Below are 22990 nucleotides of genomic sequence, written 5' to 3'. Positions count from 1 at the left end.
GCCTTTTGTTTTGCGGAAGGTGAAGCTTACGCCCGTTCCGGAATGGCCTCTTCGCCCTTCTTCTCGCGCACCAGGTTGATGAAGCGGCGGAAGAGGTAGTGGCTGTCCTGCGGGCCGGGCGAGGCCTCCGGGTGGTGCTGCACGGAGAAGACTGGCTTGCCGACGAGGCGCAGGCCGCAGTTCGAACCGTCGAACAGCGAGACATGGGTTTCTTCCACGCCTTCCGGCAGCGAGGCCGAGGCGACGGCAAAACCGTGGTTCATCGAGACGATCTCGACCTTGCCGGTCGTGTGGTCCTTCACCGGATGGTTCGCGCCGTGGTGGCCCTGGTGCATCTTTTCGGTCGTGGCGCCGACGGCAAGGCCCAGCATCTGGTGGCCGAGGCAGATGCCGAAGACCGGAATGCCCGTCTCGATCAGCGTCTTGATGACCGGCACGGCATATTCGCCGGTCGCCGCCGGGTCGCCCGGGCCGTTCGACAGGAAGATGCCGTCCGGCTTCTGCGCCAGCACTTCATCCGCGGTGGAGGTTGCCGGCATGACGGTGACCTTGCAGCCGAGGCCGGCGAAGAGGCGCAGGATGTTGCGCTTGACGCCGTAGTCGAGCGCCACGATGTGGTATTTCACGTCGGCGTCCGCAAGGTCCGCGTAGCCTTCGTTCCAGACCCAGGGCTCCTGGCTCCAGCGCGAGGACTGGCCGGAGGAGGCGACCTTGGCGAGGTCGAGGCCGACGAGGCCGCTCCAGGCCTTGGCTTCCGCCTTCAGCGTCTCGATGTCGAAGACGCCGTTGGGGTCATGCGCGATGACCGCGTTCGGCGCGCCGTTTTCGCGGATCCAGGCGGTCAGCGCGCGTGTGTCGATGCCCGAGAGGCCGATGATGCCGCGCGCCTTCAGCCAGCCGTCGAGATGTTTTGCAGAGCGGTAGCTCGAAGGGTCGGTGATGTCGGCCTTGAAGATGGTGCCGACGGCGCCGTGGCGGGCGGCCGGCGTCAGGTCTTCGATGTCCTCGTCATTGGCGCCGATATTGCCGATATGCGGGAAGGTGAAGGTGACGATCTGGCCGAGATAGGAGGGGTCGGTCAGGATTTCCTGGTAGCCCGTCAGCGCCGTGTTGAAGCAGACTTCGGCGGTCACCTTGCCGGTGGCGCCGATGCCCTTGCCTTCGATCACCGTGCCGTCGGCGAGGACGAGCAGGGCGGTCGGCTTGTCAGTGGTCCATGCGGGGGTCGAGGTCATGAGTATCCCGTTTCCGGTGCCGGGCGTAAGGCTTGAAAGCCGGGCGGCCGCGCACCATTTATCTCGCAGGCAAGGGCGCGCGGAAACCCGCGTTGGTTCGCCCTGATTGCCAAATTTCGTGCAGGTGCCGGAAAATAGACAAAGCGGATGACGGGGTCAACCGCCGCCTGTGGATTGCGTGGAATTATAAAGCGTTGAAATTCAAACGCTTATGTAATCCGTTTGCCCGCGGCCCCTTTGCCGGTCTATGAGCATGCACGAGAAAGCACTATCGAAGACCGCTCGCGCATCCGGCGCCGGGCGGCTTCCCATGGAGAAAATGATGCGCGAGCAATTCGCAAATGCGCTGAAGGATGCGCTGAAGGCCAAGGATTCCTGCCGCGTTTCGACGCTCAGGTTGATTCAGGCAACGATCAAGGATCGCGATATCGCCAATCGCGGCGTGGGCAAGGGCCCGGTCGCCGACGACGAAATCATGCAGATCCTCGCCAAGATGATCAAGCAGCGCGAGGAATCCGCCAAGATCTTCGGCGAAAACGGCCGCCCGGAGCTTGCCGCCCAGGAGCGCCAGGAAATCGTCGTGATCGAAAGCTTCATGCCGGCGCAGATTCCGGAAGAGAAGATGAAGGAACTCTGTGCCTCGCTGGTCAGCGAAACCGGCGCGCACGGCCTGCGCGACATGGGCAAGTGCATGAATGCGCTGAAGGAGCGCTATCCGGGCCAGATGGACTTCGCCAAGGCCTCCGGCGTGGTGAAGGAACTGCTAAAATAATCCGGCAGCGACCGGGTCTACAGGCAAGGGCGGCGTCAGCCGCCCTTTTTGTTGGTGGCGTTTCGTGTCGCCGACGACCTCAACGCCCTTGACGGGAACCAAAAGCGCCGCGCACAGTTAAACACCGCGAAACAGGAGCCTGACGATGCGTTCGCGCATCGGCCCGCCCCGGCGAAGTGCATGCTGTGCCGCCGGTTTTGTTCATGCGTAGACGCCCCGGTGGCCGTTCTCGTCAACGGAGACCGAGCCGATGCGCGTGACCTTTCTTCTTTTTCCCCTTGGCATGTTCGCCCTTGCCGGCCCCGCACTTGCGCATGACGCGGCGAGTGGCTGGCAATACGAGCAGTTCTGCTGCAACGGCAACAGCCACAATGGCGACTGCCAGATGATTCCGGCGACGACCGTGCGCATCATCAAGGGCGGCTACCAGGTGACGCTCGCGCCTGGCGACCACCGGCTTGCCACGCGCGCCCATATCTTCCGCCTGCCGCAGGATACGACCCGCCACTCGCCGGATGGCGAATATCATCTCTGCCTCTACCCGACCGAGGACACGCCGCGCTGTTTCTATGCGCCGGACATGGGCTTTTGACGGGCAGCCTGTGAATTGCTGTGGGCAGCCGAGTAGTGCTGGCGATAGCTCCCCCGCATGGTTATATGGAGCCTGATCGAGGTATCCATGCGCTTTTCCAACGCCTTCCTAGACGAGATCCGCGACCGCGTCTCCATTTCCGACGTGATCGGCAAGCGCGTGACCTGGGATCGCCGCAAGACCAATGTGTCGCGCGGCGACTATTGGGCCTGCTGCCCGTTCCACGGCGAAAAGTCGCCGAGCTTCCACTGCGAGGACCGCAAGGGTCGCTACCATTGTTTCGGCTGCGGCGTCTCTGGCGACCATTTCCGCTTCCTCACCGATCTCGACGGGCTGTCCTTCCCGGAGGCAGTACAGCAGATCGCCGACCTGGCAGGCGTCGCCATGCCCCAGCCGGACCGCGAGGCCGAACAACGCGAAAAAGAGCGCACCGGCCTCGTCGAGGTCATGGAAATGGCGGCGCGCTTCTTCGAGGACCAGCTCCAGACGCCTGCCGGCGCCAAGGCGCGCGCCTATCTGCGCGACCGCGGGCTGACGGGCCGCACCATCGAAACGTTCCGCCTCGGCTACGCGCCGGAAAGCCGCAATGCGCTGAAGGAATTCCTAGCCGGCAAGGGCGTGCCGAAGGAATCGATCGAGGCCTGCGGCCTCGTCGTGCACGGGCCGGATCGCCCGGTTTCCTACGACCGGTTCCGCGACCGCATCATGTTTCCCATCCTCTCCGTGCGCGAAAAGGTCATCGCCTTCGGCGGCCGCGCCATGTCGCCGGACGCCCAGGCGAAATACCTCAACTCCAATGAGACCGAGCTCTTTCACAAGGGCAGCGTGCTTTACAACCACGCCCGCGCGCGAAAAGGCGCTCAAGGGGTCGGCCGCGCCGGCAATGCCGCGCAAGAAGAAAAAAGCGCTGGCACGATCATCGCCGTCGAAGGCTATATGGACGTGATCGCGCTCTACCAGGCGGGCATCGAGAATGCCGTGGCGCCACTCGGCACGGCGCTCACCGAAAACCAGCTCGACCTGTTGTGGAAGATGACGCCGGAACCGGTGCTGTGCTTCGATGGCGATGGTGCCGGCATTCGCGCGGCAAACCGCGCCGCCGAGCTTGCGCTGCCCTTCATCAAGCCGGAGCGTACCATACGCTTCGCGCTGCTGCCGGATGGCAAGGACCCGGACGACCTGGTGCGCAACGAGGGCCGCGCGCCCTTCGACAAGGTGATGGCGGCCGCGCGCCCGCTTGCCGAGATGATCTGGAACCGGGAAGTGCAGGGCGCCTCCTTCGACACGCCGGAAAGCCGCGCCGCGCTCGAAGCGCGCCTGCGCCAGGTGACGGCCACGATCGTCGACGAGGATGTGCGGCGCCACTACCAGCAGAACATGCGCGACCGGCTGAACGCCTTCTTCCGCCCCGCCCAGCAGCGGCAGAGTGGCGGCAACTTTTCCGGCAATCGGCAGGGTCGGGGCGGCCGCAATGCGCCGCAGGGCAATGCGGTCTCGTCCGGCATATCGGACCGGCTGGCGCGATCGTCGCTGGTGCGCGGCGCGGAAGGGCTGCCGCCCTTGCGCGAAAGCGTGCTGGCGCTCACCGTCGTCAACCATCCCGGCCTGTTCTTCAGCGACTACGACGAGATCGCCATCATCGAATACGAGCATCGCGACCTGCAGCGGCTCTGGTCGTCGCTGCTCGGCATTGCCGGCTCCGTCGGCGCGCGGCTTGCGCGCGACCGGCTGATCGAGGAACTGGAGGCGGCCGGTTTCGACGCGTTGCTCAAGGGCCTGGACCAGCAGGTCCGCAACTCCCGCCTCTGGACCGCGACGGCGGAGGCCGCCCCCGAGGACGCCCGCGAAGGCTTTCTCCAGGCGCTCGCGCTGCACAAGCGCACCCGCGCGCTGCTCTGGCAGCGCCGCGAGCTGGAGCGCGAACTCGCGGTCTCGACCGAAGAGGGCGACGGCGAACGCGTGCCGCAGATTCTGCGCGCCCTTCAGGAGGTGCAGATGGAGACGATGCGCATGGAAAACCAGGAAGCCATCATCGAGGGTTTTGGCGTGTTGTCCGGCAGGGTGAAGGGGCCGGCGGGGAAGTAGGAGCGCTCTTGCGACCCCGGTGGCAGCGAGCCCGGCTTGCCGGAACAATCCGCAGAGGATGGCGCCCAACAAGGCTAGTGCAGCGTAGATGCTCACCGTTTTTCTCCCCTCTTTCAAATTATTTGCAACTTAGCCTTGAAATCGGAACAAATCAAGAACATTGTGTGTGACGGCAAAAGCTGGCGGTCGGGCGGTTGCCCATGGTGGTGCACTTGGCCAGAATGAAAGGAGGAAGGTGCCATTGATGACCCAGACCAAATCGTCCCGTTCTCTCTCCGCGCTGTCCGACGCGCCGTCGGCGCCGCTCGACGTGTTGAAGCGCGTCTACGGCTACGACGCCTTCCGCGGCAAGCAGCAGGCGGTGGTGGAACATGTGGCGGCGGGCGGCGATGCGGTCGTGCTGTTTCCGACGGGTGCGGGCAAATCGCTGTGCTTCCAGATCCCGGCGCTCTGCCGCGAGGGTGTCGGCATCGTCATTTCGCCGCTGATCGCCTTAATGCGCGATCAGGTGGAGGCGTTGAAGCAGCTCGGCGTCAGCGCGGCGGCGCTTAATTCCTCGCTGACACGTGACGAGTTCTTTGCCGTGCGCGATTCGATGCGTGCGGGCACGCTCGACCTGCTCTATGTCACACCGGAGCGCATCGTCACGGAGGGGTTCGCCGAGCTGGTGGCCGATGCCCGGATCGCGCTCTTCGCCATCGACGAGGCGCATTGCGTCTCGCAATGGGGGCACGATTTCCGGCCGGAATACCGCACGCTCGGCATGCTCGGCGAGCGCTATCCCGGCGTGCCGCGCATCGCGCTGACGGCGACCGCCGATCCGCACACCCGCGGCGATATCATTGAGCGGCTCGGCTTGCAGGATGCCGAGGTTTTCACCACCAGCTTCGACCGGCCGAACATTTCCTACGAGATCGCCGAGCGCGACCAGGCGCGCCAGCAGCTGTTGCGCTTCCTGGGGCGCCATCAAGGAGAGAGCGGCATCGTCTACTGCCTGTCGCGCGCCAAGGTGGAGGACACGGCCGAATGGCTGAACACGCAGGGCGTTCGCGCGCTGCCCTATCATGCGGGCTTTGATCGTGCCGTGCGCGATGCCAACCAGGATGCCTTCCTAAAGGAGGAAAATCTCTGCCTTGTGGCGACCGTCGCCTTCGGCATGGGCATCGACAAGCCGGATGTGCGCTATGTCGCCCATCTCGACCTGCCGGGCTCCGTGGAGGCCTATTACCAGGAGACGGGGCGTGCCGGGCGTGACGGCCTGCCGTCGGATGCCTGGATGGCCTATGGCATGGCGGACGTCGTGCAGCGCCGCAGGATGATCGACGAGGGCAATGCGGCCGACGAGATCAAACGCATCGAGCGCGCCAAGCTGATGGCGCTGCTCGCCATCTGCGAGACGTCCGGCTGCCGGCGCAAGGCGATCCTGGCGCATTTCGGCGAATCGCATGCCGGCCAGTGCGGCAATTGTGATACCTGCCGCAACCCGGTCGAGACCTGGGATGGCACCGACGCCGCGATCAAGGCGCTTGCCGCGGTCTATCGCACCGGCGAGCGGTTTGGCGCGGCGCATGTCATCGACGTGCTGATGGGATCGGTCAACGAGAAGACGGAACGGTTCGGCCATACCGAAATGCCGGTCTTCGGCGCGGGCAAGGATATAGCGCCGCGCATCTGGCAATCGATCTTCCGGCAATTGCTGGCGTCCGGCCTGATCAGCGTCGACCATGCCGCCTTCGGGGCGCTGAAGCTGGAGGAGGAGGCGCTCGCCGTGTTCCGCCGCGAGCGGGAGGTGTTTTTCCGCAAGGACCGGCCGCAGGCGGGCCGTAAGGGCAAGGCAAGCAACTCGCCCGCCGCCCGCGAACGCTCCAACCTTGCCGGTTCGGAACGCGCGCTTTTCGAGCTGCTGCGCGCCGAGCGCCTCGCCATCGCCAAGGACCTCGACGTGCCGCCCTATGTCGTCTTCCCGGATACGACGCTGATCGCGCTCGCCAAGGAGCGTCCGCGTGACCGGGAGGAACTTCTGGACATTCCCGGCATCGGCGTTTCCAAGCGCGACCGGTTCGGCGATGCCTTCCTGGCCGTCATCGAGGAATTTGCCGGCTAGTTTTTTAAAAACCTGTCGGAACGTTCGTGGCTCGTTCGTCCTTGCTGTAGTTCACAAAGGAGGACGTCACGATGAAAGTCACGCAGCATCTCTGGTTCGAAAAGGACATGGAGGCCGCCATCGGCCTCTATACGTCGCTGATCCCGGGCTCGTCGGTCCACTGGGTGTCGCCGCTGCTTGCGGAAACGCCGAGCGGACCGCCGGGCAGCGTCAAGATCGCGAGCTTCACGCTGGGTGACCAGCGCTACATGGCGATCGAGGCCGGCCCGCTCGATCCGTTCAACCACAGCTTTTCCATCATGGTCGAATGCGAGACGCAGGGCGATCTCGACCGGCTGTGGGATGCGCTGAGGGAGGGCGGCTCGGTGGAACAGTGCGGCTGGTTGAAGGACCGCTGGGGTCTCTCCTGGCAGATCGCGCCGGCGCGGCTCGGCGAGCTGATGAGCGGCCCGGACCAGGCGAAGGTCAAGCGCGTCACCGAGGCGATGCTGACGATGGTGAAGCTGGACATTGCCGGACTGGAGGCGGCCGCTGCGGCGCGGTGATCGACCGTTGTTTTGGCGTTGACTGAGGTGCGCCTCTACATCCGGACCGTCATTCCGCCATCCACCACCAGCACATGGCCGTTGACGAAGGAGGCGGCGTCGCTGGCGAGGAACAGGGCGGCGCCGGCGATTTCGTCGGCGCGCGCCCAGCGCTGGACGGGAATGCGCTGGCGCACGAAGGGCATCAGATCCTCGTCGGAGGCGAGCACGGCGTTTGTTTCCGTGGCGAACCAGCCGGGCGCGATGGCGTTGCTGGTGATGCCGTGCGGGCCGTATTCCACTGCCATGCTGCGCATCAGGCCGGTCAGGCCGTGTTTTGCGGCCGGGTAGATGCCATCGTTCGGCATGGCGACATGGCCGCCGATCGAGGTGATGGAGATGAGGCGGCCGTGGCAGTGGCGTTTCATCAGCGCGGCCGCGTCTCGGGCGAGGCTGGCGGCGGCGAGAAGATCGGTGCGGATCAGCTCGTCGATGGCCTCGTCGTCCATTTCGGAGAGCGGCCGGCGGTCGCGGGCGCCGACATTGTTGACGAGCACATCGAGCCGGCCATGTTCGCGGTCGATCGCAGCGAGTGTTTCGCGCTGGGCGGCGCGGTCAGCGATGTCGAAGGCGGCGAAGGACGCGCTGCCGCCTGCTTCGGTGATCGCGGCCACGGCGGCCTCCAGCGTTGTGGCGGTGCGGCCCGTCAGCACGACATGGGCGCCCGCCTCGGCGAGCGCCTTGGCGATCTCGAAGCCGAGGCCGCGGGCGGCACCCGTCACCAGCGCCACGCGGCCCTTCTGGGAAAACCTGTCCAATATCGTCATCGTCGCGCCCTTTTTCCGGCGGCCACCGGACAGGCGCAGACCGGTTCTGTCAATCCCTTCCGTCAATCCGGGCACGGCTTTGCCTGACGGGAAAAAACGGCTATGTCCAGCAGGAAAAGGACTTTGCCATGGCCCAGAACATCTACGACCAGCCCGCTTTTTTCGAGGGCTACAGCAGCCTTCCGCGCTCGGTGCACGGGCTTGCAGGGGCGGCGGAGTGGGGCTCGGTGCGCGCGCTGCTGCCGGATCTCAAGGGCCGGCGCATCGTCGATCTCGGCTGCGGCTTCGGCTGGTTCGCGCGGTATGCGGCGGCGGAAGGGGCTGAAAGCGTGCTCGGCCTCGACCTTTCGGAAAACATGATCGCGCGTGCGCGAGCGGAAACGGCCTCGCCGGCCGTGCGCTACGAGATCGCCGACCTCGACCGGCTCGACCTGCCGCAGGGCGCCTTCGATTTCGCCTATTCGTCGCTCGCCTTCCACTATGTCGCGGATTTCGACCGGCTGGTGCGTACGGTCCATGCCGCGCTGACGCCGGGCGCGTCCTTCGTCTTCACCATCGAACATCCGCTTTTCATGGCGCCGTCGGCACCGGACTGGGCGGAGGTCGGCGGGCGGACGGTCTGGCCGGTCGATGGCTATCTGGTCGAAGGCCCGCGCACGACGGATTGGCTCGCCAAGGGCGTCGTCAAATATCACCGCACGCTCGGCACGACGCTGAATGCGCTGATTGCGGCGGGCTTCACGATCCGCCATGTCGAGGAGTGGCGGCCGAGTGCGGCACAGCTTGCCGAGCATCCGGAATGGCAGGTGGAGCTGAACCGGCCGATGTTCCTGCTGATCGCCTGCGAGCGCGGTTGAAAACAGCGAAAGGGCGACGAGAGCCCTTTACGCGGCTTGCGGCTGCGCTAGAACTATCCCCGTGGAAATCGCCGGCATCACGATCAAAAAGACAGCCCGCGTTCAATCGGAAGGGGAGCCAAGCGATGGGAAAACTCAAACTGCCGCTCGACGGTGCCTGCCGCTGCGGGCGCGTCAAAATCCGCATCAGCGCGCCGCCGCTCATCGCCATGGCCTGTCATTGCACGGGCTGCCAGCGCATGTCGGGCAGCGCCTATTCGCTGAGTGCTGCGATCCCGACGGAGGCTTTTGCCGTCGTGGAGGGCGAACCGGTCGTGGCTGGCGCCAGCCCCGAGGCCGGCCATCATTTCTGCCCGGATTGCATGACATGGATGTTCACGCGGCCGCAGGGGCTCGATTTCTTCGTCAATGTGCGCCCGACCATGCTCGACGATGTCAGCTGGTACAGCCCTTTCGTCGAGACCTATGTGAGCGAAAAGCTCGCCTGGGCGACGACGCCCGCCAAGCACAGCTATGAAAAATTCCCCCCGATGGAGGATTTTCAGCCGCTGATGGCCGGCTATGCCGCGAGCATCGCCTGAGCCGCCCCTTTCTCAAAGCCGTGAGTGCGTGCCCATGACCTCCGCCTTTATCGCCCATCTGCAATCCGAAATCGACGGCCTCAAGGCCGGCGGCCTCTACAAGGCCGAGCGCGTCATCACCTCCAAGCAGGCCGGCGAGATCACCGTGACCTCCGGCGAGCGCGTGCTGAACTTCTGCGCCAACAACTATCTCGGCCTGGCCGACAATGCGGAACTGGCGGAAGCCGGCAAGGCGGCGCTCGACCGCTATGGCTACGGCATGGCCTCGGTGCGCTTCATCTGCGGTACGCAAGAGGAGCACAAGCAACTCGAAGCGCGCATCTCCGCCTTCCTCGGGCTGGAGGACACGATCCTCTATTCCTCCTGTTTCGATGCGAATGGCGGGCTCTTCGAAACGCTGCTCGGCGAGGAGGACGCCATCATCTCCGATGCGCTGAACCACGCCTCGATCATCGACGGCGTACGGCTCTCCAAGGCGAAACGCTTCCGCTATGCCAACAACGACATGGCCGCGCTCGAAGAGGAGCTGAAGAAGGCGGAAGGCGCGCGCTTCAAGCTGATCGCCACCGACGGCGTCTTCTCGATGGACGGCATCATCGCCAATCTCGGCGGCGTCTGCGATCTCGCGGAAAAATACGGCGCCATGGTCATGGTGGACGACAGCCATGCGGTCGGCTTTGTCGGCAAACATGGCCGCGGCTCGGCGGAACATTGCGGCGTCGAGGGCCGCGTCGATATCATCACCGGCACGCTCGGCAAGGCGCTGGGCGGGGCTTCCGGCGGCTACACATCGGGCAAGCGCGAGGTCGTGGAATGGCTGCGCCAGCGCTCGCGGCCCTATCTCTTCTCCAACACGCTCGCCCCCGTCATCGCGAGCGCCTCGCTGAAAGTCTTCGACCTCATCGACAATGGCGATGCGCTGCGCCAGCGGCTCTATGCCAATGCGGATCTCTTCCGCACCGACATGACGAAGCTCGGCTTCACGCTTGCGGGCGAGGGGCATGCGATCATTCCGGTCATGCTGGGCGATGCGGCACTAGCGCAGGACATGGCGTCCCGCATGCTGGCGAAGGGGGTCTATGTCATCGGCTTTTCCTTCCCCGTCGTGCCGCGCGGCCAGGCGCGCATCCGCACCCAGATGTCGGCGGCGCATAGCGAGGCGGATGTCCGCAAGGCGATCGCCGTCTTCGCCGAAGTCGGGCGCGAACTGGGTGTGATTTAAAGAATCCTCTGAATCCCTTGCGGAGATTTCGTCATGTCGAACATGATGCGTGCGCTGGTTAAAGCGAAACCTGAAGTCGGCCTCTGGATGGAAAACGTCCCGGTGCCGGAGGTCGGGCCGAACGACGTGCTGATCCGGGTGAAGAAGTCGGCGATCTGCGGCACGGATGTGCATATCTGGAACTGGGACCACTGGGCGCAGAAGACCATTCCGGTGCCGATGGTCGTCGGCCATGAATTCGTCGGCGAGATCGCCGAGATCGGTTCGTCCGTCACGAAATACCATGTCGGCGAGCGGGTCTCGGGCGAGGGGCACATCGTCTGCGGCAAGTGCCGCAACTGCCGCGCCGGGCGCGGGCACCTCTGCCATTACACCAAGGGCGTCGGCGTCAACCGCCCCGGCTCCTTCGGCGAATATCTCTGCATTCCCGAGCACAATGTCGTGCCGATTCCGGATGATGTGCCCGATGAGGTCGCCGCGATCTTCGATCCGTTCGGCAATGCCGTGCACACCGCGCTCTCCTTCGATCTGGTGGGCGAGGACGTGCTGGTGACGGGCGCGGGGCCGATCGGCATCATGGGCGCGATGGTCGCGAAACGCTCCGGCGCGCGAAAGGTTGTGATCACCGATATCAACCCTGTCCGGCTGGATCTCGCCCGCAAGGTCGGCATCGACTATGTCGTCGACGCCTCGAAGCAGGATCTCGCCGAGGTGATGACAGAGATCGGCATGACGGAAGGGTTCGACGTCGGCCTTGAAATGTCCGGCGCCCCGCCGGCCTTCCGCTCGATGATCGACACGATGAACAATGGCGGCAAGATCGCCATTCTCGGCATCGCGCCGGACGGCTTCGGCATCGACTGGAACAAGGTGATCTTCAAGATGCTGACGCTGAAGGGCATCTACGGCCGCGAGATGTTCGAGACCTGGTACAAGATGATCGCCTTCGTGCAGGGCGGGCTGGATCTCTCGCCGATCATCACCCACCGCATCAGGATCGACGAATTCCGCGACGGGTTCGAGGCGATGCGCTCGGGCAATTCCGGCAAGGTCGTCATGGACTGGCACTGAGCAGGCCGCGAACGCGTGCAGCGGTGCGATATAAGAATCGGGAGGAGTTTTTCGAATGAAATACGAGGGAAGCTGTCATTGCGGCGCCATCGCCTTCGAGGTGGAGGGCGAATTCGATACGGGGCTCGACTGCAACTGTTCGCTGTGCCGCCGGCGCGGCGGCCTGCTCGCCTTCGTGCCGCGGGACAGCCTGGTGCTGACGACGCCGGAGGCGAACGTCTCGACCTACCAGTTCAACCGCCACATGATCGAGCATCATTTCTGTGCCAAATGCGGCATTGCGCCCTATGGAGAGGGCAAGGACCCGAAGGGAAACGGCATGGCGGCGGTCAATCTGCGCTGCATTCCGGCGATCGATCTTGAGACACTGGCGATCACCAAGGTGGACGGAAAGTCGTTTTGAAACCCTGGCGTGCGAATCGCTGTCGTGAGACGCGTGGGGGCGCGGGGAATGCGGCTCTTGTCTTTTCAGGATTTGCGCCTACATGAAGGCTCAATCGCCCGGATCCGCCGACTTTCCTGTCCGCGAACCCGAATCGGAACCTTTTGCGGCTTTTTTGCCGGAAAAGCTTGACGTAACCGAAAATTCTGGGAATCACCATTGTTGGCGAGCAAGGAATGGGTACGGCGGATCGGGAAGTCATGTCAATTGTGTTGCCTCGGCAACATGTCCACAGTCCCGCGGGCCGGGATGTGGTTAATCGGGATTTAATTGTCAATCCGTTAGGTGAGGGATGCCGTGAGGCGATTGCGCATGCCGAAGGGCGATCGGCTGCGGAAACCCTGACCGCTTGAAAACTGGATGCTCAGGAAAGCGACGAAATAAATGGCGACAAAGGTCAAAGAGAACGAGGAAGTCGAAAACGAACGCGAAGGCGCATCCGACGGCCCACTTCTCGATCTTTCCGATGATGCAGTCAAGAAGATGATCAAGGCCGCCAAGAAGCGCGGCTATGTCACCATGGACGAGCTGAATTCGGTCCTGCCTTCCGAGGAAGTCACCTCGGAGCAGATCGAGGACACGATGGCCATGCTCTCCGACATGGGCATCAACGTCATCGAGGACGAGGACGCCGAAGAGGCGAGCCAGGGCGGCGACGACGAGTCGAGCGACGACGACAACGAGAGCGAAGGCGGCGAAATCGCCTCTTCCAGCGGCACCGCGCTTGCGACCGCGAAGAAGAAGGAGCCGACCGACCGCACGGACGACCCGGTGCGCATGTATCTGCGCGAAATGGGGTCCGTGGAGTTGCTGTCGCGCGAGGGCGAAATCGCCATCGCCAAGCGCATCGAAGCCGGCCGCGAGACGATGATCGCCGGCCTCTGTGAGAGCCCGCTGACGTTCCAGGCCATCATCATCTGGCGGGATGAACTCAACGAAGGCCAGACGCTGCTGCGCGAGATCATCGACCTCGAGACGACCTATTCGGGTCCCGAGGCGAAGGCTGCCCCCCAGTTCCAGAGCCCGGAAAAGATCGAGGCCGACCGCAAGGCGGCCGAGGAAAAGGAAAAGAACCGCCGCCCGCGCGCCGCCAACGACGACGACATCACCAATGTCGGCGGCGACGGCATGCCGCCGGAGGAGGAGGAAGAGGACGACGACGAGTCGAACCTCTCGCTCGCCGCCATGGAAGCGGAACTGCGCCCGCAGGTCATGGAGACGCTCGACACGATCGCCGAGACCTACAAGAAGCTGCGCAAGCTGCAGGACCAGCAGGTGGAAGCCCGCCTGCAGGCGACCGGCACGCTCTCGCCCGCCCAGGAGCGCCGCTACAAGGAGCTCAAGGACGAGCTGATCACGGCCGTCAAGTCGCTGTCGCTGAACCAGAACCGCGTCGACAGCCTCGTCGAGCAGCTCTACGACATCAACAAGCGCCTCGTGCAGAACGAGGGCCGCCTGCTGCGTCTGGCTGAAAGCTACGGCGTCAAGCGCGATTCGTTCCTGGAACAGTATAACGGTGCGGAACTCGATCCGAACTGGATGAAGTCGATCGCCAACCTGGCCGCCCGCGGCTGGAAGGAATTCGCCAAGAGCGAAAACACGACGATTCGCGACATCCGCCAGGAAATCCAGAACCTCGCCACCGAGACCGGCATTTCCATCTCGGAATTCCGCCGCATCGTGCACATGGTGCAGAAGGGCGAGCGCGAGGCGCGCATCGCCAAGAAGGAGATGGTGGAAGCCAACCTCCGTCTCGTGATCTCGATCGCCAAGAAGTACACGAACCGCGGGCTGCAGTTCCTCGATCTCATTCAGGAGGGCAATATCGGCCTCATGAAGGCGGTCGATAAGTTCGAGTATCGCCGCGGCTACAAGTTCTCCACCTACGCGACGTGGTGGATCCGGCAGGCGATCACCCGTTCGATCGCCGACCAGGCCCGCACGATCCGCATTCCGGTGCACATGATCGAGACGATCAACAAGATCGTGCGCACCTCGCGTCAGATGCTGCACGAGATCGGCCGCGAGCCGACCCCGGAAGAACTGGCCGAAAAGCTCGCCATGCCGCTCGAAAAGGTCCGCAAGGTCCTGAAGATCGCCAAGGAGCCGATCTCGCTCGAAACCCCGGTGGGTGACGAAGAGGATTCGCATCTCGGCGATTTCATCGAGGACAAGAACGCGCTGCTGCCGATCGACGCCGCCATCCAGGCGAACCTGCGCGAAACGACGACCCGCGTGCTGGCATCGCTCACGCCACGCGAAGAGCGCGTGCTGCGCATGCGCTTCGGCATCGGCATGAACACCGACCACACGCTCGAAGAAGTCGGCCAGCAGTTCTCGGTCACCCGCGAACGTATCCGCCAGATCGAAGCGAAGGCGCTGCGCAAGCTGAAGCACCCGAGCCGGTCGCGGAAGCTGCGTTCGTTCCTGGATAGCTGAGGCGATAGATAGACAAAGAAAGCCCCGTTACCCAAAAGGTCGCGGGGCTTTTTTATATCTAGGCCAGCTTTGTCGGATCGCCGAACTCGGCATTCAGCCGTATCGCTTCGCGCACCAGCAGGCTTGCACTTTCCGCATCCACGCTGTCACCCTCGACAAAGGTCATAGTCGCCATCTCATATTTGCCGCCGGGTTTCAGGCGTGGTTCGCTGCCGCGCAGCCGCTGGCCGCGCCAGAAGCCGAAGAGCACGCGCTTATCCTCGGCGCGGATCAAGAGGGCGGGGCCGTTGGAGAAATAGACGAGGTGGCCCCATTTGATGCGTTCGTCGAGGTCGCCCGTGGCAAGAACCGCGGCGCGCAGGGCCTCCACGATCTCGCGGTGCCAGCCGCTCTGGGCGGCGACATATGCCTTGGGGCTCTCCGCAGGCTTTTCCTTGCGCATCATCGGCTTTCCTTCCGCCCAGCGATCCTATAGCGAACAGCCGTCGACGTGCCAGCGGTTGCACCGACTCCCTCGGCATGCAAGGTTTGCGGCCATGACACAGGCAGCGGAAGGGAGGATGGTCGTGCGGGATTGGTTCTGGCGCCTTGTCCTGTCCTTCTCGGCCACAGGCCTCGTGCTTGGCACTCTGCTCTTCGCCGCGTCGCTGACGCCGAGCCTCTTGCCGCGCACCTATGTTACGCAGGGCCTGCTTTCCGGCGTTGCCATGGCCTGTGGTTATGGCCTGGGCGTGCTGCTGGCCGCGCTCTGGTTCTGGCTCGAACTGCCGGAGCCGAAGGATCGTGTGCGGCTGTGGTTGAAGACGGTGGCGGGCGGTGTGTGCGGCGTGGTGGTGCTGGTGTTTCTGTGGCGCACCGCCGAATGGCAGAATTCGATCCGCGCGCTGATGGACCTGCCGCCGATCGAGACGGCGCATCCCTTCTATGTCGGCCTCATCGCGCTTGCCCTGTTTCTCGTGCTGTTCGGCCTCGGGCGTCTTTTTGCGTTTCTCGTCCGGCTTTTCGCCAGCACCTCGCGCCGCGCGGCGCCCCGGCGGCTTTCCTATGTCATCGGCACGGCGCTGGCCGCGACCCTGTTCTGGACGCTCGCCGACGGGCTTCTCGTGCGCTTCGTGCTGCACACGGCCGATTCATCCTTCCGGCGGCTCGACCAGGTGATCGAGCCGGATACGGCCGAGCCCTCCGATCCGTTGAAATCCGGCAGCGCCGCCTCGCTGGTGCGCTGGGACGACCTCGGCCGCATGGGCCGTTCCTTCATCGCCACGGGGCCGGCGGCCAAGGATATCGCCGCCTTCACCGGCAAACCGGCGCTGGAGCCGCTGCGTGTTTATGCCGGCCTCAACGCGGCCGAGACGCCGGAGGCGCGCGCAAAAATTGCGCTCGACGAGCTGATCCGTGTCGGCGGCTTCGAGCGCTCGACGCTGCTCGTCGTCATGCCGACCGGCACCGGCTGGATCGATCCGGAGGGGATCGACACCGTCGAATACCTGCACCATGGCGACATCGCGAGCGTCGCCATCCAGTATTCCTATCTCGCGAGCTGGCTCTCGCTGCTCGCCGAGCCGGACTATGGCGCGGAGGCCGCCCGCGCGCTGTTCCGCGCCGTCTACGGCCACTGGACCACGCTGCCGAAGGAGAGCCGTCCGAAACTCTACCTCTATGGCCTCAGCCTCGGCGCGCTCTCCTCCGAACAGTCGGCCGAACTCTTCGAGGTGATCGGTGATCCCTATCAGGGTGCGCTCTGGGCCGGCCCGCCATTCCCCAGCCGCATCTGGCGCAAGATGACGGCGGACCGCAATCCTGGCACGCCCGCCTGGCTGCCGCGTTTTCGCGACGGCTCCTACGTGCGCTTCACCAGCCAGCGCAATGTGCTGCCGCAGGCGGGCGACCATTGGGGACCGATGCGCATCGTCTACCTGCAATATGCCAGCGACCCGATCGTCTTCTACGATCCCTATTCCTTCTATCGCCAGCCGGAATGGATGGCGGTGCCGCGCGGTCCGGATGTGTCGCCGGATTTTGCCTGGTATCCCGTTGTCACCTTCCTGCAACTGACGCTCGACATGGCGATGGCGACGACCACGCCGATGGGGCTCGGCCATGTCTATGCGGGTGAGCACTATATCGATCCGTGGATCGCGGTGACGGGGGTCACGGATTGGAGTGAGGCGGATGTTGCGCGGCTCAAGGAGCGGTTTCGCGCGGGGCGGTGAGGGGGCGGCCTCCATCCACAAACAAAAACGCCGGGGTTTCCCCCGGCGTTTCCCATTCCAAATCGCAAAAACTTACTCGGCAGCGACGATCTTGCCGTCTTCCCACTTGAAGAGGGAGAAGCTCTGCGAGGTGAGGTCGCCCGTTTCGCCGTAGGTGAGCTTGCCGATGGCGGTGGGGATGGCTTCGCCGGACTTCAGGGCTGCGGCGACGGCGGCAGAATCTTCCGCGCTGCCGGCCTTCTCGATGCCGGCCTTCAGCAATTCGACGGCGGCATAGGCGTTGAGCGTGAAGGCTTCCGGCGGAACGCCCTTTTCCTTCAGCACGGCGACGGCCGCCTGCGAATCGGCGCTCTTCAGCGCGTCCGAGGCGTTGGTGAACAGCGTGCCGCCAGCGGCTTCGTTGCCGATCGCCCAATATTCGCTGTTCGACAGGCCTTCGCCGCCGATGATCGTGGCGTTAACGGCAAGATCCTTCAACTGACGGGCGAGCAGGCCGCCTTCCGGATGGTAGCCGCCGAAATAGATGACCTCGACGCCGTCAGCCTTGAGGCGGGTGATCAGCGCGCTGAAATCCTTGTCGCCGGGCGTGACGGAATCATAGAGCGCCTCGGTGATGCCGCCCTTGTTGAGCGCCGCCTTGAAGGCATCCGCCAGGCCCTTGCCGTAGGCGCCCTTGTCGTGAACGATGGCGACCTTCTTGTCCTTGAGCGTATTGACGACATAGGCGGCGGCGACTTCCGCCTGCTGGTCGTCACGGCCGCAGGTGCGCAGCACGTTGGTAAGGCCACGGGCCGTGAGGTCCGGCGCGGTCGCCGTCGGGGTCACCATCAGCACGCCGTTTTCCGCGAAAACGTCCGAAGCCGGGATCGCGACGCCCGAGGTCACCGGGCCGACGACGAAGCGGATGCCTTCGCCGACGATCTGGTTGGCGGCCGAAACGCCCTGCTTGGGCTCGCCGGCATCGTCCGCCAGCTTCAGCACGACCTGTTCGCCCAGAATGCCGCCATTCTTGTTGATCTCGGCAACGGCCGCTTCGGCACCGTTTTTGACCTGGTCGCCGTAAGCCGCGACCGGGCCGGTCAGCGGCGCGACGAGGCCGATGACGATATCGGCATGGGCGAGCGGCGCAAAGGCGACGGAAGCCGCGAGCAGGGCTCCGGCGAAAATTGGCTTCTTCATGATTTTTCTCCTGGCTGGGGCCTTGGGAAGGCCCGGTCGCAAACGCTCACGCGCCCGGATGGCGAGGTCCAGATCCGATGGCAGAGCGGGTTCTTTCACGGTCCGGAACAATCGTGCGCGAAGGGCCGGCGTGCTGCAGATTGATTAGGCCGGAAGGCCAAAAAGCGCAACAAAATAATGCATTTGCATATTTGATGGGCGGATCACGCCCATGAATGGAAGGGCGCTTCCCGGCATTTGAATCAAAACGGATTGTTAAGATTTACGATTTATAAATATCCGGAAATTCTGAGGAACTGCGATGCGTTGCGTCTTGGTCGTCGTCCTCCTGTTGCTTGCCGGCTGCGCGTCCGTCCCCCGACAGACGCAGAACGCCTGTGCCATCTTCGAGCAACGTGACGGCATGTTCGATAACTGGCGGCGAGCCGCCTACCGCGCCGAGCGGGAATATGGCGTGCCCGTGCCCGTGCTGATGGCGACGATCTACACGGAGTCCGGCTTCCGCCATAATGCCCGTCCGCCGCGCACCAAACTCCTGGGCTTCATTCCGTGGAAGCGCCAGTCGACGGCGCTCGGCTTCTCCCAGGCGCTCGACGGCACCTGGGCGCGCTACAAGCGCGTGACGGGCCGCTGGACGGCAAACCGCACGGACTTCTCCGACGCGATCCGCTTCATCGGCTGGTATCACAGCGAGAGCAACCGCAAGAACGGCATCGCGCTCAACGACACCTACCGCCTCTACATCGCCTATTACCACGGCCACGCCGGCTACAAACGCGGCAACTGGAGCGGCACGGCAAAGGCCGGCGCCAAGCGCGCCGCCAACATGGCGTCCAGCTATTCGCGCCAGTTGCGCGACTGCGGGTCTTGGTAGGTGCGGTAGGGCCGGTCGAGAGCAACAGCTTGATCTTCACCAGAGTTCCGGATACAAATCCCGCCATTGCGGGTTGAATGCCTCGATCAGTTCGATTTTCCATTGCCGATACCAGCGCTTCAGCGACTTTTCACGCTGAATGGCGGTGCCGATACCCAGGTGCTCCTCATACCAGACCAGCCTTGTGCAACTGTGTTGCCGCGTAAAGCCTGGTGTCAGGCCCTCGCGATGTTCATGAACGCGTCGCTCAAGGTCGGAGGTGACGCCAATGTAGAGCGTGCCATGCCTCTGGTTGGTCACGATGTAAACATATCCCGCCATGCGGGAAATGTGTGCCGTTCTGGATCCTCGGGTCAAGCCCGAGGACGACGAAAGAAGAGAGGGCGGCGTGCAAAACGGCCGCCCCGTATGCCGCGACCATTCAAGGGGGCAGCACGTCACCTCCCCACTGTCATCCTCGGGCTTGACCCGAGGATCCACCATCACCGTAGAGCGTTCGTGGTTGGTTCGCCTTGGTCTTCACAAAAAAACGCACCCCCTTGTCGGATCCGCCCGGTGACACACGTCCTTGGCATGTCCAACCCAAAGGAGGAGACGATCATGACCTATGTCGATGGATTCCTGGTGGCCGTGCCGAAGGCCAATCTGGAGGCTTATAAGGATATGGCGCGCTTGGGGGGCGAGGTGTGGAAGGAGTATGGCGCGATCGATTATGTCGAATGCATCGGCGACGACGTGCCCTATGGCGAGCTTACCTCGTTTCCGCGCGCCGTGCAGGCGAAGGAGGACGAGATCGTCGTCTTTTCCTGGATCACCTATGAATCGCGTGAAAAGCGCGACGAAATCATGGCCAAGGTGATGGCGGACGAGCGCCTGAAGGGCGACGAGTGGAAGAACGTCTTCGACGGCAAGCGCATGATCTATGGCGGCTTCCGCGCCTTCGTCGAGTTGTGAGCGGCGCGCGGGTGCGCTATCACCGCATCCAACACGATGAAAGGGATGCGCCATGAAGGACCTCTATTACGCGATCGTCGGCACCACCACGGATACGAACATGGGTCTCGCGCGCTTCATGGGCGTGATCATCGTCTTCATCGCGGTCGTCGGCACCCTATTCTGGGCGATCGGCGGCTGAGGCGGTCGCCATGCCGCAAAAGATCCTGACGGTTGCGACCCGCGGGCAGGGGCTCTACGAGTTCACCCGCGAGGCCGCCGCCTTTGTGCAGGAAGCCGGCGGGGAGGAGGGGTTGCTGACGGTCTTCGTCCGCCACACCTCCTGCTCGCTGCTCATCCAGGAAAATGCCGATCCGGACGTGCGGCGTGACCTCGACCAGTTCTTCCGCCGCCTCGTGCCGCCCTCCGACGATCCCTCCATGCGCTGGATCGTGCACACGATGGAAGGGCCGGACGACATGCCGGCCCATATCAAGGCGGCGCTGACCCAGGTCTCGATCGGCATTCCTGTCATGGGCGGGCGCCTGGCACTCGGCACGTGGCAGGGCCTCTACCTCTTCGAGCACCGCGACCGGCCGCACCGGCGCGAAATCGTGCTGCATCTCGGCCCTTGACGGAACCCGTTCACACGGAGGAACGTTCCTGGCGTGGCTCACGAGAGGAGAGATCCATGTCAGACACGGAAAGCATCAACCACGCCGTCATCGAGGCGCTGAATGCCCGGGATTTTGCCGCACTTGCCGCAAAGGTCCATGAGAACGTCTCGATCTCCGGCATCGGCGAGGGTATGGACAACGGCCGCGACGCGCTGCGCGACCGCCTCGCCCGGCATTTCGAAGCGTTTGATGAAAGTTATGGCGATGCGCTGGTGATGAGCGATGCGCTCGGCCACAACGTCGCGATCCGCCTGACGGCGCATGGCAAATCCGCCGCCGGCGCCACCTATTCGAAGGAGAAGATCCTGCTGCTCGAGCTCGAGGAGGGATCCATCACCCGCATCGCCTTCTTTTCCGGTTCATGAAGTTGAACGGAGGCTGAACGGCGGCTTCGGCCTGCGTTCAGCCTCCCCCCGCTAAGGTCTCCTCAATCGCCGGACACGACGGTCCGGCGCAAGCGAACAGGAGATCCCGATGACCAGCTTTCTGAAAAACACCCTTCTTGCCGCCGTGCTCGGCCTCGGTGCCCTGACCGCTTTCGCCCCGGCCGCCTCCGCCGCCAATATCGAGCTCTCGGTCGAGACCGTCGGCTACCGCAACGGCTTCCTCGAAGTGCGCGATCACGACCGCGGCCGCGACCGCTGGGATCGCCGCCACGACCGTCGCCATGGCAACTGGGGCGGTGGCCGCGGCCGCTGCGATATCGGCCTTGCCGTCGCCAAGGCGCGCGATTTCGGCCTGCGCCGCGCCCGCGTGGCCGATGTGACGCCGCGCAAGGTCGTCGTCGAAGGGTTCCGCTACCAGGGCTACAGCCGCATGGTCTTCGCCAACGACCGTCATTGCCCGGTTCTCTGGCGTTAAGGCAGAGGCCTGCCCAACGGACGTCGTTCGCCTCGTCACCCCCGGCCGGTGAACGGCTACCCTCCCGGTTTGCGCCGGGAGGGTTCTTTGCGTTCTGGTGCGGGCATTGTGAACCCGCAAACGAAAAAAGGGCCGGTTTCCCGGCCCTTTCGTTCATTGCTGTTGTGCGGATCAGTTGCCGAGCGCGAAGGTCACGTTGACGACGACGGAATAGCTGTTCTCGCCGGTGGCGAGCGGCACGGAGGCCCCTTCGGCATAGTCCTTGGCCATGGCGCGCATCATCGGCACGGGTTCCGCGCGGTAGTTGGTTTCGGAAATCTCCAGCACGCGACCGAGGCCGACGCCGGCGGCTTCCGTCAGTTCCTTGGCCTTGGCGATGGCATTCTCGACGGCCTTCTTGCGCGCCGCACTGACGGCCGTGTCCGGCTTGTCGTTGGTGAAGCGGATGCCGCCGCCCTGGTTGGCGCCGAGCGTCACGGCCTTGTCGAGGATCTCGCCGAGCTTGGAGAGATCGCGCACGCGCAGCGTCACCGTGTTGGTGACCTGGAAGCCCGTCAGAATCGGCGGCGGGTTTTCGCCCGTCGAGCTCTGCGGATACTGGTATTGCGGGTTGATCATGAAGCCGGAGGTCTGCAGGTCGCGTTCCGCGATGCCGGCGTCCTTCAAGGCAGCGAGAATCTCGGCCATCGCCTTGTTGTTGGCATCGAGCGCCTCACGGGCGGTCTTGGCATCCTTGACGACGCCGAGGTCGATCAGCGCCATGTCGGGCGCTATTTCCGCGCTGCCTTCGCCGGTAACGACGATGGTTGCCTCGCGCGGCTTTGCGGCGTCCTGCGCGCGTGCGGCCATCGGAACGGCAGCGGCGAGAGCGAGCGAAAGCGCGAAGAGGCCGGCACCCGTGCGGCGGCCCAGTGTTCCGTAGAACATGAAGACTATCTCCTGATGGTTGTGTCCCTCGCGCCGTTCTTCGCCCGCGATTGTGTAGAGAATACGGCGGTGCTTGTGAGGCCCGCCGAATTCGTCTAGACGATCTCTAACCGTCGGCCGCCATTGACCGACGGTACCTGGTCAAGGCTGGGAAGGGCCTGTAGCTCAATGGTTAGAGCCGGCGGCTCATAACCGCTTGGTTGGGGGTTCGAGTCCCTCCGGGCCCACCACTCCCCTTCGTCCAGTAAAGTCCAGCTTGGGCGAGGGGATGCGAGATAATCACGGCTTTTCAACGTGTTCGCGGTGCCCATTCGTCCAAGACCGTTCGCTGTCGCACAGTGACATCCCGCCTGATTGTTGGTAGCTTCGTTGGTGTTTATTCACTGCTTGGGGCAAAATACCAACAATGCCTTTGACCGATGTCTTCTGCCGAAACGTCAAGCCATCCGAAAAACCTCAGAAAATCAGCGATGGCGGCGGGTGTTGGTTTCCACGCAGAACTGAGCCGGTTAGGCGCATAATTTCCATTGAGAATTGAGCCATGTGAACCTTCCCCCAACGCGGTGAGCGACGGG

Annotated in this window: 25 protein-coding genes and 1 tRNA gene; 19 read left to right on the top strand and 7 right to left on the bottom strand. The window is 63.9% G+C overall.

Features of this window, described 5'->3' with window-relative positions:
* Positions 1-26: 26 nt before the first annotated feature.
* Positions 27-1235: a glutamine-hydrolyzing carbamoyl-phosphate synthase small subunit gene (gene carA, locus J2Y63_RS21180; protein WP_435267700.1), complete on the bottom strand. Its 1209-nt coding sequence runs from the start codon at positions 1233-1235 to the stop codon at positions 27-29.
* 322 nt (positions 1236-1557) lie between these two features.
* Here carA and J2Y63_RS21175 point away from each other — a divergent pair, with 322 nt between their 5' ends.
* The 5 genes from J2Y63_RS21175 to J2Y63_RS21155 all read left to right on the top strand — a co-directional run bounded on the left by J2Y63_RS21175 (position 1558) and on the right by J2Y63_RS21155 (position 7333).
* Positions 1558-2007 carry a GatB/YqeY domain-containing protein gene (locus J2Y63_RS21175; protein WP_256117427.1) on the top strand — a complete coding sequence of 150 codons (450 nt, stop codon included), beginning with the start codon at positions 1558-1560 and terminating at the stop codon, positions 2005-2007.
* A gap of 250 nt (positions 2008-2257) precedes the next feature.
* Positions 2258-2599 carry a hypothetical protein gene (locus J2Y63_RS21170; RefSeq protein WP_256117426.1) on the top strand — a complete coding sequence of 114 codons (342 nt, stop codon included), beginning with the start codon at positions 2258-2260 and terminating at the stop codon, positions 2597-2599.
* Positions 2600-2686: 87 nt separating this feature from the next.
* A complete protein-coding gene (gene dnaG, locus J2Y63_RS21165; protein WP_435267699.1) occupies positions 2687-4684 on the top strand; it encodes a DNA primase in 1998 nt (665 codons plus the stop codon).
* A 244-nt stretch (positions 4685-4928) separates the two neighbouring features.
* Positions 4929-6788, top strand: a complete 1860-nt coding sequence (gene recQ / locus J2Y63_RS21160; RefSeq protein WP_435267698.1) for a DNA helicase RecQ — start codon at positions 4929-4931, stop codon at positions 6786-6788.
* Positions 6789-6859: 71 nt separating this feature from the next.
* Complete coding sequence (locus J2Y63_RS21155; protein WP_435267697.1) at positions 6860-7333, top strand: VOC family protein; 474 nt, start codon at positions 6860-6862, stop codon at positions 7331-7333.
* A gap of 35 nt (positions 7334-7368) precedes the next feature.
* Here the strand turns inward: J2Y63_RS21155 and J2Y63_RS21150 are convergent, their stop codons facing one another.
* The gene (locus tag J2Y63_RS21150) at positions 7369-8139 is read right to left on the bottom strand and encodes an SDR family oxidoreductase (protein ID WP_435267696.1); all 771 of its coding nucleotides are present in this window, start codon (positions 8137-8139) and stop codon (positions 7369-7371) included.
* Between the two features lie 128 nt (positions 8140-8267).
* On the opposite strand from J2Y63_RS21150, the gene J2Y63_RS21145 reads away from it, so the two are divergent.
* From J2Y63_RS21145 to rpoD, 6 genes are all read left to right on the top strand, one after another.
* Positions 8268-8996, top strand: a complete 729-nt coding sequence (locus tag J2Y63_RS21145; RefSeq protein ID WP_435267695.1) for a class I SAM-dependent methyltransferase — start codon at positions 8268-8270, stop codon at positions 8994-8996.
* 125 nt (positions 8997-9121) lie between these two features.
* On the top strand, positions 9122-9577 hold the full coding sequence (locus J2Y63_RS21140) for a GFA family protein (RefSeq protein WP_435267694.1): 456 nt from the start codon (positions 9122-9124) through the stop codon (positions 9575-9577).
* A gap of 34 nt (positions 9578-9611) precedes the next feature.
* A complete protein-coding gene (locus J2Y63_RS21135; RefSeq protein ID WP_435267693.1) occupies positions 9612-10799 on the top strand; it encodes a glycine C-acetyltransferase in 1188 nt (395 codons plus the stop codon).
* A gap of 33 nt (positions 10800-10832) precedes the next feature.
* Positions 10833-11870 carry an L-threonine 3-dehydrogenase gene (gene tdh, locus J2Y63_RS21130; RefSeq protein WP_435267692.1) on the top strand — a complete coding sequence of 346 codons (1038 nt, stop codon included), beginning with the start codon at positions 10833-10835 and terminating at the stop codon, positions 11868-11870.
* Between the two features lie 55 nt (positions 11871-11925).
* Positions 11926-12273, top strand: coding sequence for a GFA family protein (locus J2Y63_RS21125; protein ID WP_256117416.1), 348 nt, complete (start codon positions 11926-11928; stop codon positions 12271-12273).
* 423 nt (positions 12274-12696) lie between these two features.
* Complete coding sequence (gene rpoD, locus J2Y63_RS21120) at positions 12697-14751, top strand: RNA polymerase sigma factor RpoD (protein ID WP_256117414.1); 2055 nt, start codon at positions 12697-12699, stop codon at positions 14749-14751.
* Between the two features lie 58 nt (positions 14752-14809).
* Here rpoD and J2Y63_RS21115 read toward each other — a convergent pair whose 3' ends face one another.
* Positions 14810-15196: a DUF1801 domain-containing protein gene (locus J2Y63_RS21115; protein WP_435267691.1), complete on the bottom strand. Its 387-nt coding sequence runs from the start codon at positions 15194-15196 to the stop codon at positions 14810-14812.
* Between the two features lie 91 nt (positions 15197-15287).
* Between J2Y63_RS21115 and J2Y63_RS21110 the strand changes: the two genes are divergently transcribed.
* Positions 15288-16964: an alpha/beta hydrolase gene (locus J2Y63_RS21110; RefSeq protein WP_435267690.1), complete on the top strand. Its 1677-nt coding sequence runs from the start codon at positions 15288-15290 to the stop codon at positions 16962-16964.
* A gap of 72 nt (positions 16965-17036) precedes the next feature.
* On the opposite strand, the gene J2Y63_RS21105 is transcribed toward J2Y63_RS21110, so the two are convergent.
* On the bottom strand, positions 17037-18143 hold the full coding sequence (locus J2Y63_RS21105) for a branched-chain amino acid ABC transporter substrate-binding protein (RefSeq protein ID WP_435267689.1): 1107 nt from the start codon (positions 18141-18143) through the stop codon (positions 17037-17039).
* 301 nt (positions 18144-18444) lie between these two features.
* Between J2Y63_RS21105 and J2Y63_RS21100 the strand changes: the two genes are divergently transcribed.
* On the top strand, positions 18445-19017 hold the full coding sequence (locus tag J2Y63_RS21100) for a transglycosylase SLT domain-containing protein (RefSeq protein ID WP_256117409.1): 573 nt from the start codon (positions 18445-18447) through the stop codon (positions 19015-19017).
* Positions 19018-19053: 36 nt separating this feature from the next.
* On the opposite strand, the gene J2Y63_RS21095 is transcribed toward J2Y63_RS21100, so the two are convergent.
* Positions 19054-19338 (bottom strand): GIY-YIG nuclease family protein, encoded by a 285-nt coding sequence (locus tag J2Y63_RS21095; RefSeq protein WP_256117408.1) that lies wholly within the window; start codon positions 19336-19338, stop codon positions 19054-19056.
* Positions 19339-19617: 279 nt separating this feature from the next.
* Between J2Y63_RS21095 and J2Y63_RS21090 the strand changes: the two genes are divergently transcribed.
* From J2Y63_RS21090 to J2Y63_RS21070, 5 genes are all read left to right on the top strand, one after another.
* Positions 19618-19971 (top strand): DUF1428 domain-containing protein, encoded by a 354-nt coding sequence (locus J2Y63_RS21090; RefSeq protein WP_435267688.1) that lies wholly within the window; start codon positions 19618-19620, stop codon positions 19969-19971.
* Between the two features lie 52 nt (positions 19972-20023).
* The gene (locus J2Y63_RS21085) at positions 20024-20152 is read left to right on the top strand and encodes a hypothetical protein (RefSeq protein ID WP_256117405.1); all 129 of its coding nucleotides are present in this window, start codon (positions 20024-20026) and stop codon (positions 20150-20152) included.
* A 10-nt stretch (positions 20153-20162) separates the two neighbouring features.
* On the top strand, positions 20163-20585 hold the full coding sequence (locus J2Y63_RS21080; RefSeq protein WP_435267687.1) for a secondary thiamine-phosphate synthase enzyme YjbQ: 423 nt from the start codon (positions 20163-20165) through the stop codon (positions 20583-20585).
* A gap of 56 nt (positions 20586-20641) precedes the next feature.
* Entirely contained in the window at positions 20642-20992 is a 351-nt protein-coding gene (locus J2Y63_RS21075) for a nuclear transport factor 2 family protein (RefSeq protein WP_435267686.1), read from the top strand.
* A gap of 109 nt (positions 20993-21101) precedes the next feature.
* Complete coding sequence (locus J2Y63_RS21070; protein ID WP_256117397.1) at positions 21102-21488, top strand: hypothetical protein; 387 nt, start codon at positions 21102-21104, stop codon at positions 21486-21488.
* Positions 21489-21659: 171 nt separating this feature from the next.
* Here J2Y63_RS21070 and J2Y63_RS21065 read toward each other — a convergent pair whose 3' ends face one another.
* Complete coding sequence (locus tag J2Y63_RS21065; protein ID WP_435267685.1) at positions 21660-22415, bottom strand: SIMPL domain-containing protein; 756 nt, start codon at positions 22413-22415, stop codon at positions 21660-21662.
* Positions 22416-22569: 154 nt separating this feature from the next.
* Here J2Y63_RS21065 and J2Y63_RS21060 point away from each other — a divergent pair.
* A tRNA-Ile gene (locus tag J2Y63_RS21060) sits at positions 22570-22645 on the top strand.
* A 146-nt stretch (positions 22646-22791) separates the two neighbouring features.
* Here J2Y63_RS21060 and J2Y63_RS21055 read toward each other — a convergent pair.
* Positions 22792-22990: hypothetical protein (locus J2Y63_RS21055; RefSeq protein WP_435267684.1), on the bottom strand; the 199-nt coding region annotated here is incomplete at its 5' end.

This window comes from Shinella sp. BE166 (assembly GCF_051201095.1).
GTDB classification, from domain to species: Bacteria; Pseudomonadota; Alphaproteobacteria; order Rhizobiales; family Rhizobiaceae; genus Shinella; species Shinella lacus.
The sequence above is the reverse complement of the archived record's forward strand: the minus strand, read 5'-3'. Positions and strand labels throughout refer to the sequence as shown.

Bases quoted from the DNA above. Each gene is read 5' to 3' on its own strand.
- carA (WP_435267700.1), bottom strand. From the start codon at position 1,235: ATGACCTCGACCCCCGCATGGACCACTGACAAGCCGACCGCCCTGCTC.
- J2Y63_RS21175 (WP_256117427.1), top strand. From the start codon at position 1,558: ATGCGCGAGCAATTCGCAAATGCGCTGAAGGATGCGCTGAAGGCCAAG.
- J2Y63_RS21170 (WP_256117426.1), top strand. From the start codon at position 2,258: ATGCGCGTGACCTTTCTTCTTTTTCCCCTTGGCATGTTCGCCCTTGCC.
- dnaG (WP_435267699.1), top strand. From the start codon at position 2,687: ATGCGCTTTTCCAACGCCTTCCTAGACGAGATCCGCGACCGCGTCTCC.
- recQ (WP_435267698.1), top strand. From the start codon at position 4,929: ATGACCCAGACCAAATCGTCCCGTTCTCTCTCCGCGCTGTCCGACGCG.
- J2Y63_RS21155 (WP_435267697.1), top strand. From the start codon at position 6,860: ATGAAAGTCACGCAGCATCTCTGGTTCGAAAAGGACATGGAGGCCGCC.
- J2Y63_RS21150 (WP_435267696.1), bottom strand. From the start codon at position 8,139: ATGACGATATTGGACAGGTTTTCCCAGAAGGGCCGCGTGGCGCTGGTG.
- J2Y63_RS21145 (WP_435267695.1), top strand. From the start codon at position 8,268: ATGGCCCAGAACATCTACGACCAGCCCGCTTTTTTCGAGGGCTACAGC.
- J2Y63_RS21140 (WP_435267694.1), top strand. From the start codon at position 9,122: ATGGGAAAACTCAAACTGCCGCTCGACGGTGCCTGCCGCTGCGGGCGC.
- J2Y63_RS21135 (WP_435267693.1), top strand. From the start codon at position 9,612: ATGACCTCCGCCTTTATCGCCCATCTGCAATCCGAAATCGACGGCCTC.
- tdh (WP_435267692.1), top strand. From the start codon at position 10,833: ATGTCGAACATGATGCGTGCGCTGGTTAAAGCGAAACCTGAAGTCGGC.
- J2Y63_RS21125 (WP_256117416.1), top strand. From the start codon at position 11,926: ATGAAATACGAGGGAAGCTGTCATTGCGGCGCCATCGCCTTCGAGGTG.
- rpoD (WP_256117414.1), top strand. From the start codon at position 12,697: ATGGCGACAAAGGTCAAAGAGAACGAGGAAGTCGAAAACGAACGCGAA.
- J2Y63_RS21115 (WP_435267691.1), bottom strand. From the start codon at position 15,196: ATGATGCGCAAGGAAAAGCCTGCGGAGAGCCCCAAGGCATATGTCGCC.
- J2Y63_RS21110 (WP_435267690.1), top strand. From the start codon at position 15,288: ATGACACAGGCAGCGGAAGGGAGGATGGTCGTGCGGGATTGGTTCTGG.
- J2Y63_RS21105 (WP_435267689.1), bottom strand. From the start codon at position 18,143: ATGAAGAAGCCAATTTTCGCCGGAGCCCTGCTCGCGGCTTCCGTCGCC.
- J2Y63_RS21100 (WP_256117409.1), top strand. From the start codon at position 18,445: ATGCGTTGCGTCTTGGTCGTCGTCCTCCTGTTGCTTGCCGGCTGCGCG.
- J2Y63_RS21095 (WP_256117408.1), bottom strand. From the start codon at position 19,338: ATGGCGGGATATGTTTACATCGTGACCAACCAGAGGCATGGCACGCTC.
- J2Y63_RS21090 (WP_435267688.1), top strand. From the start codon at position 19,618: ATGACCTATGTCGATGGATTCCTGGTGGCCGTGCCGAAGGCCAATCTG.
- J2Y63_RS21085 (WP_256117405.1), top strand. From the start codon at position 20,024: ATGAAGGACCTCTATTACGCGATCGTCGGCACCACCACGGATACGAAC.
- J2Y63_RS21080 (WP_435267687.1), top strand. From the start codon at position 20,163: ATGCCGCAAAAGATCCTGACGGTTGCGACCCGCGGGCAGGGGCTCTAC.
- J2Y63_RS21075 (WP_435267686.1), top strand. From the start codon at position 20,642: ATGTCAGACACGGAAAGCATCAACCACGCCGTCATCGAGGCGCTGAAT.
- J2Y63_RS21070 (WP_256117397.1), top strand. From the start codon at position 21,102: ATGACCAGCTTTCTGAAAAACACCCTTCTTGCCGCCGTGCTCGGCCTC.
- J2Y63_RS21065 (WP_435267685.1), bottom strand. From the start codon at position 22,415: ATGTTCTACGGAACACTGGGCCGCCGCACGGGTGCCGGCCTCTTCGCG.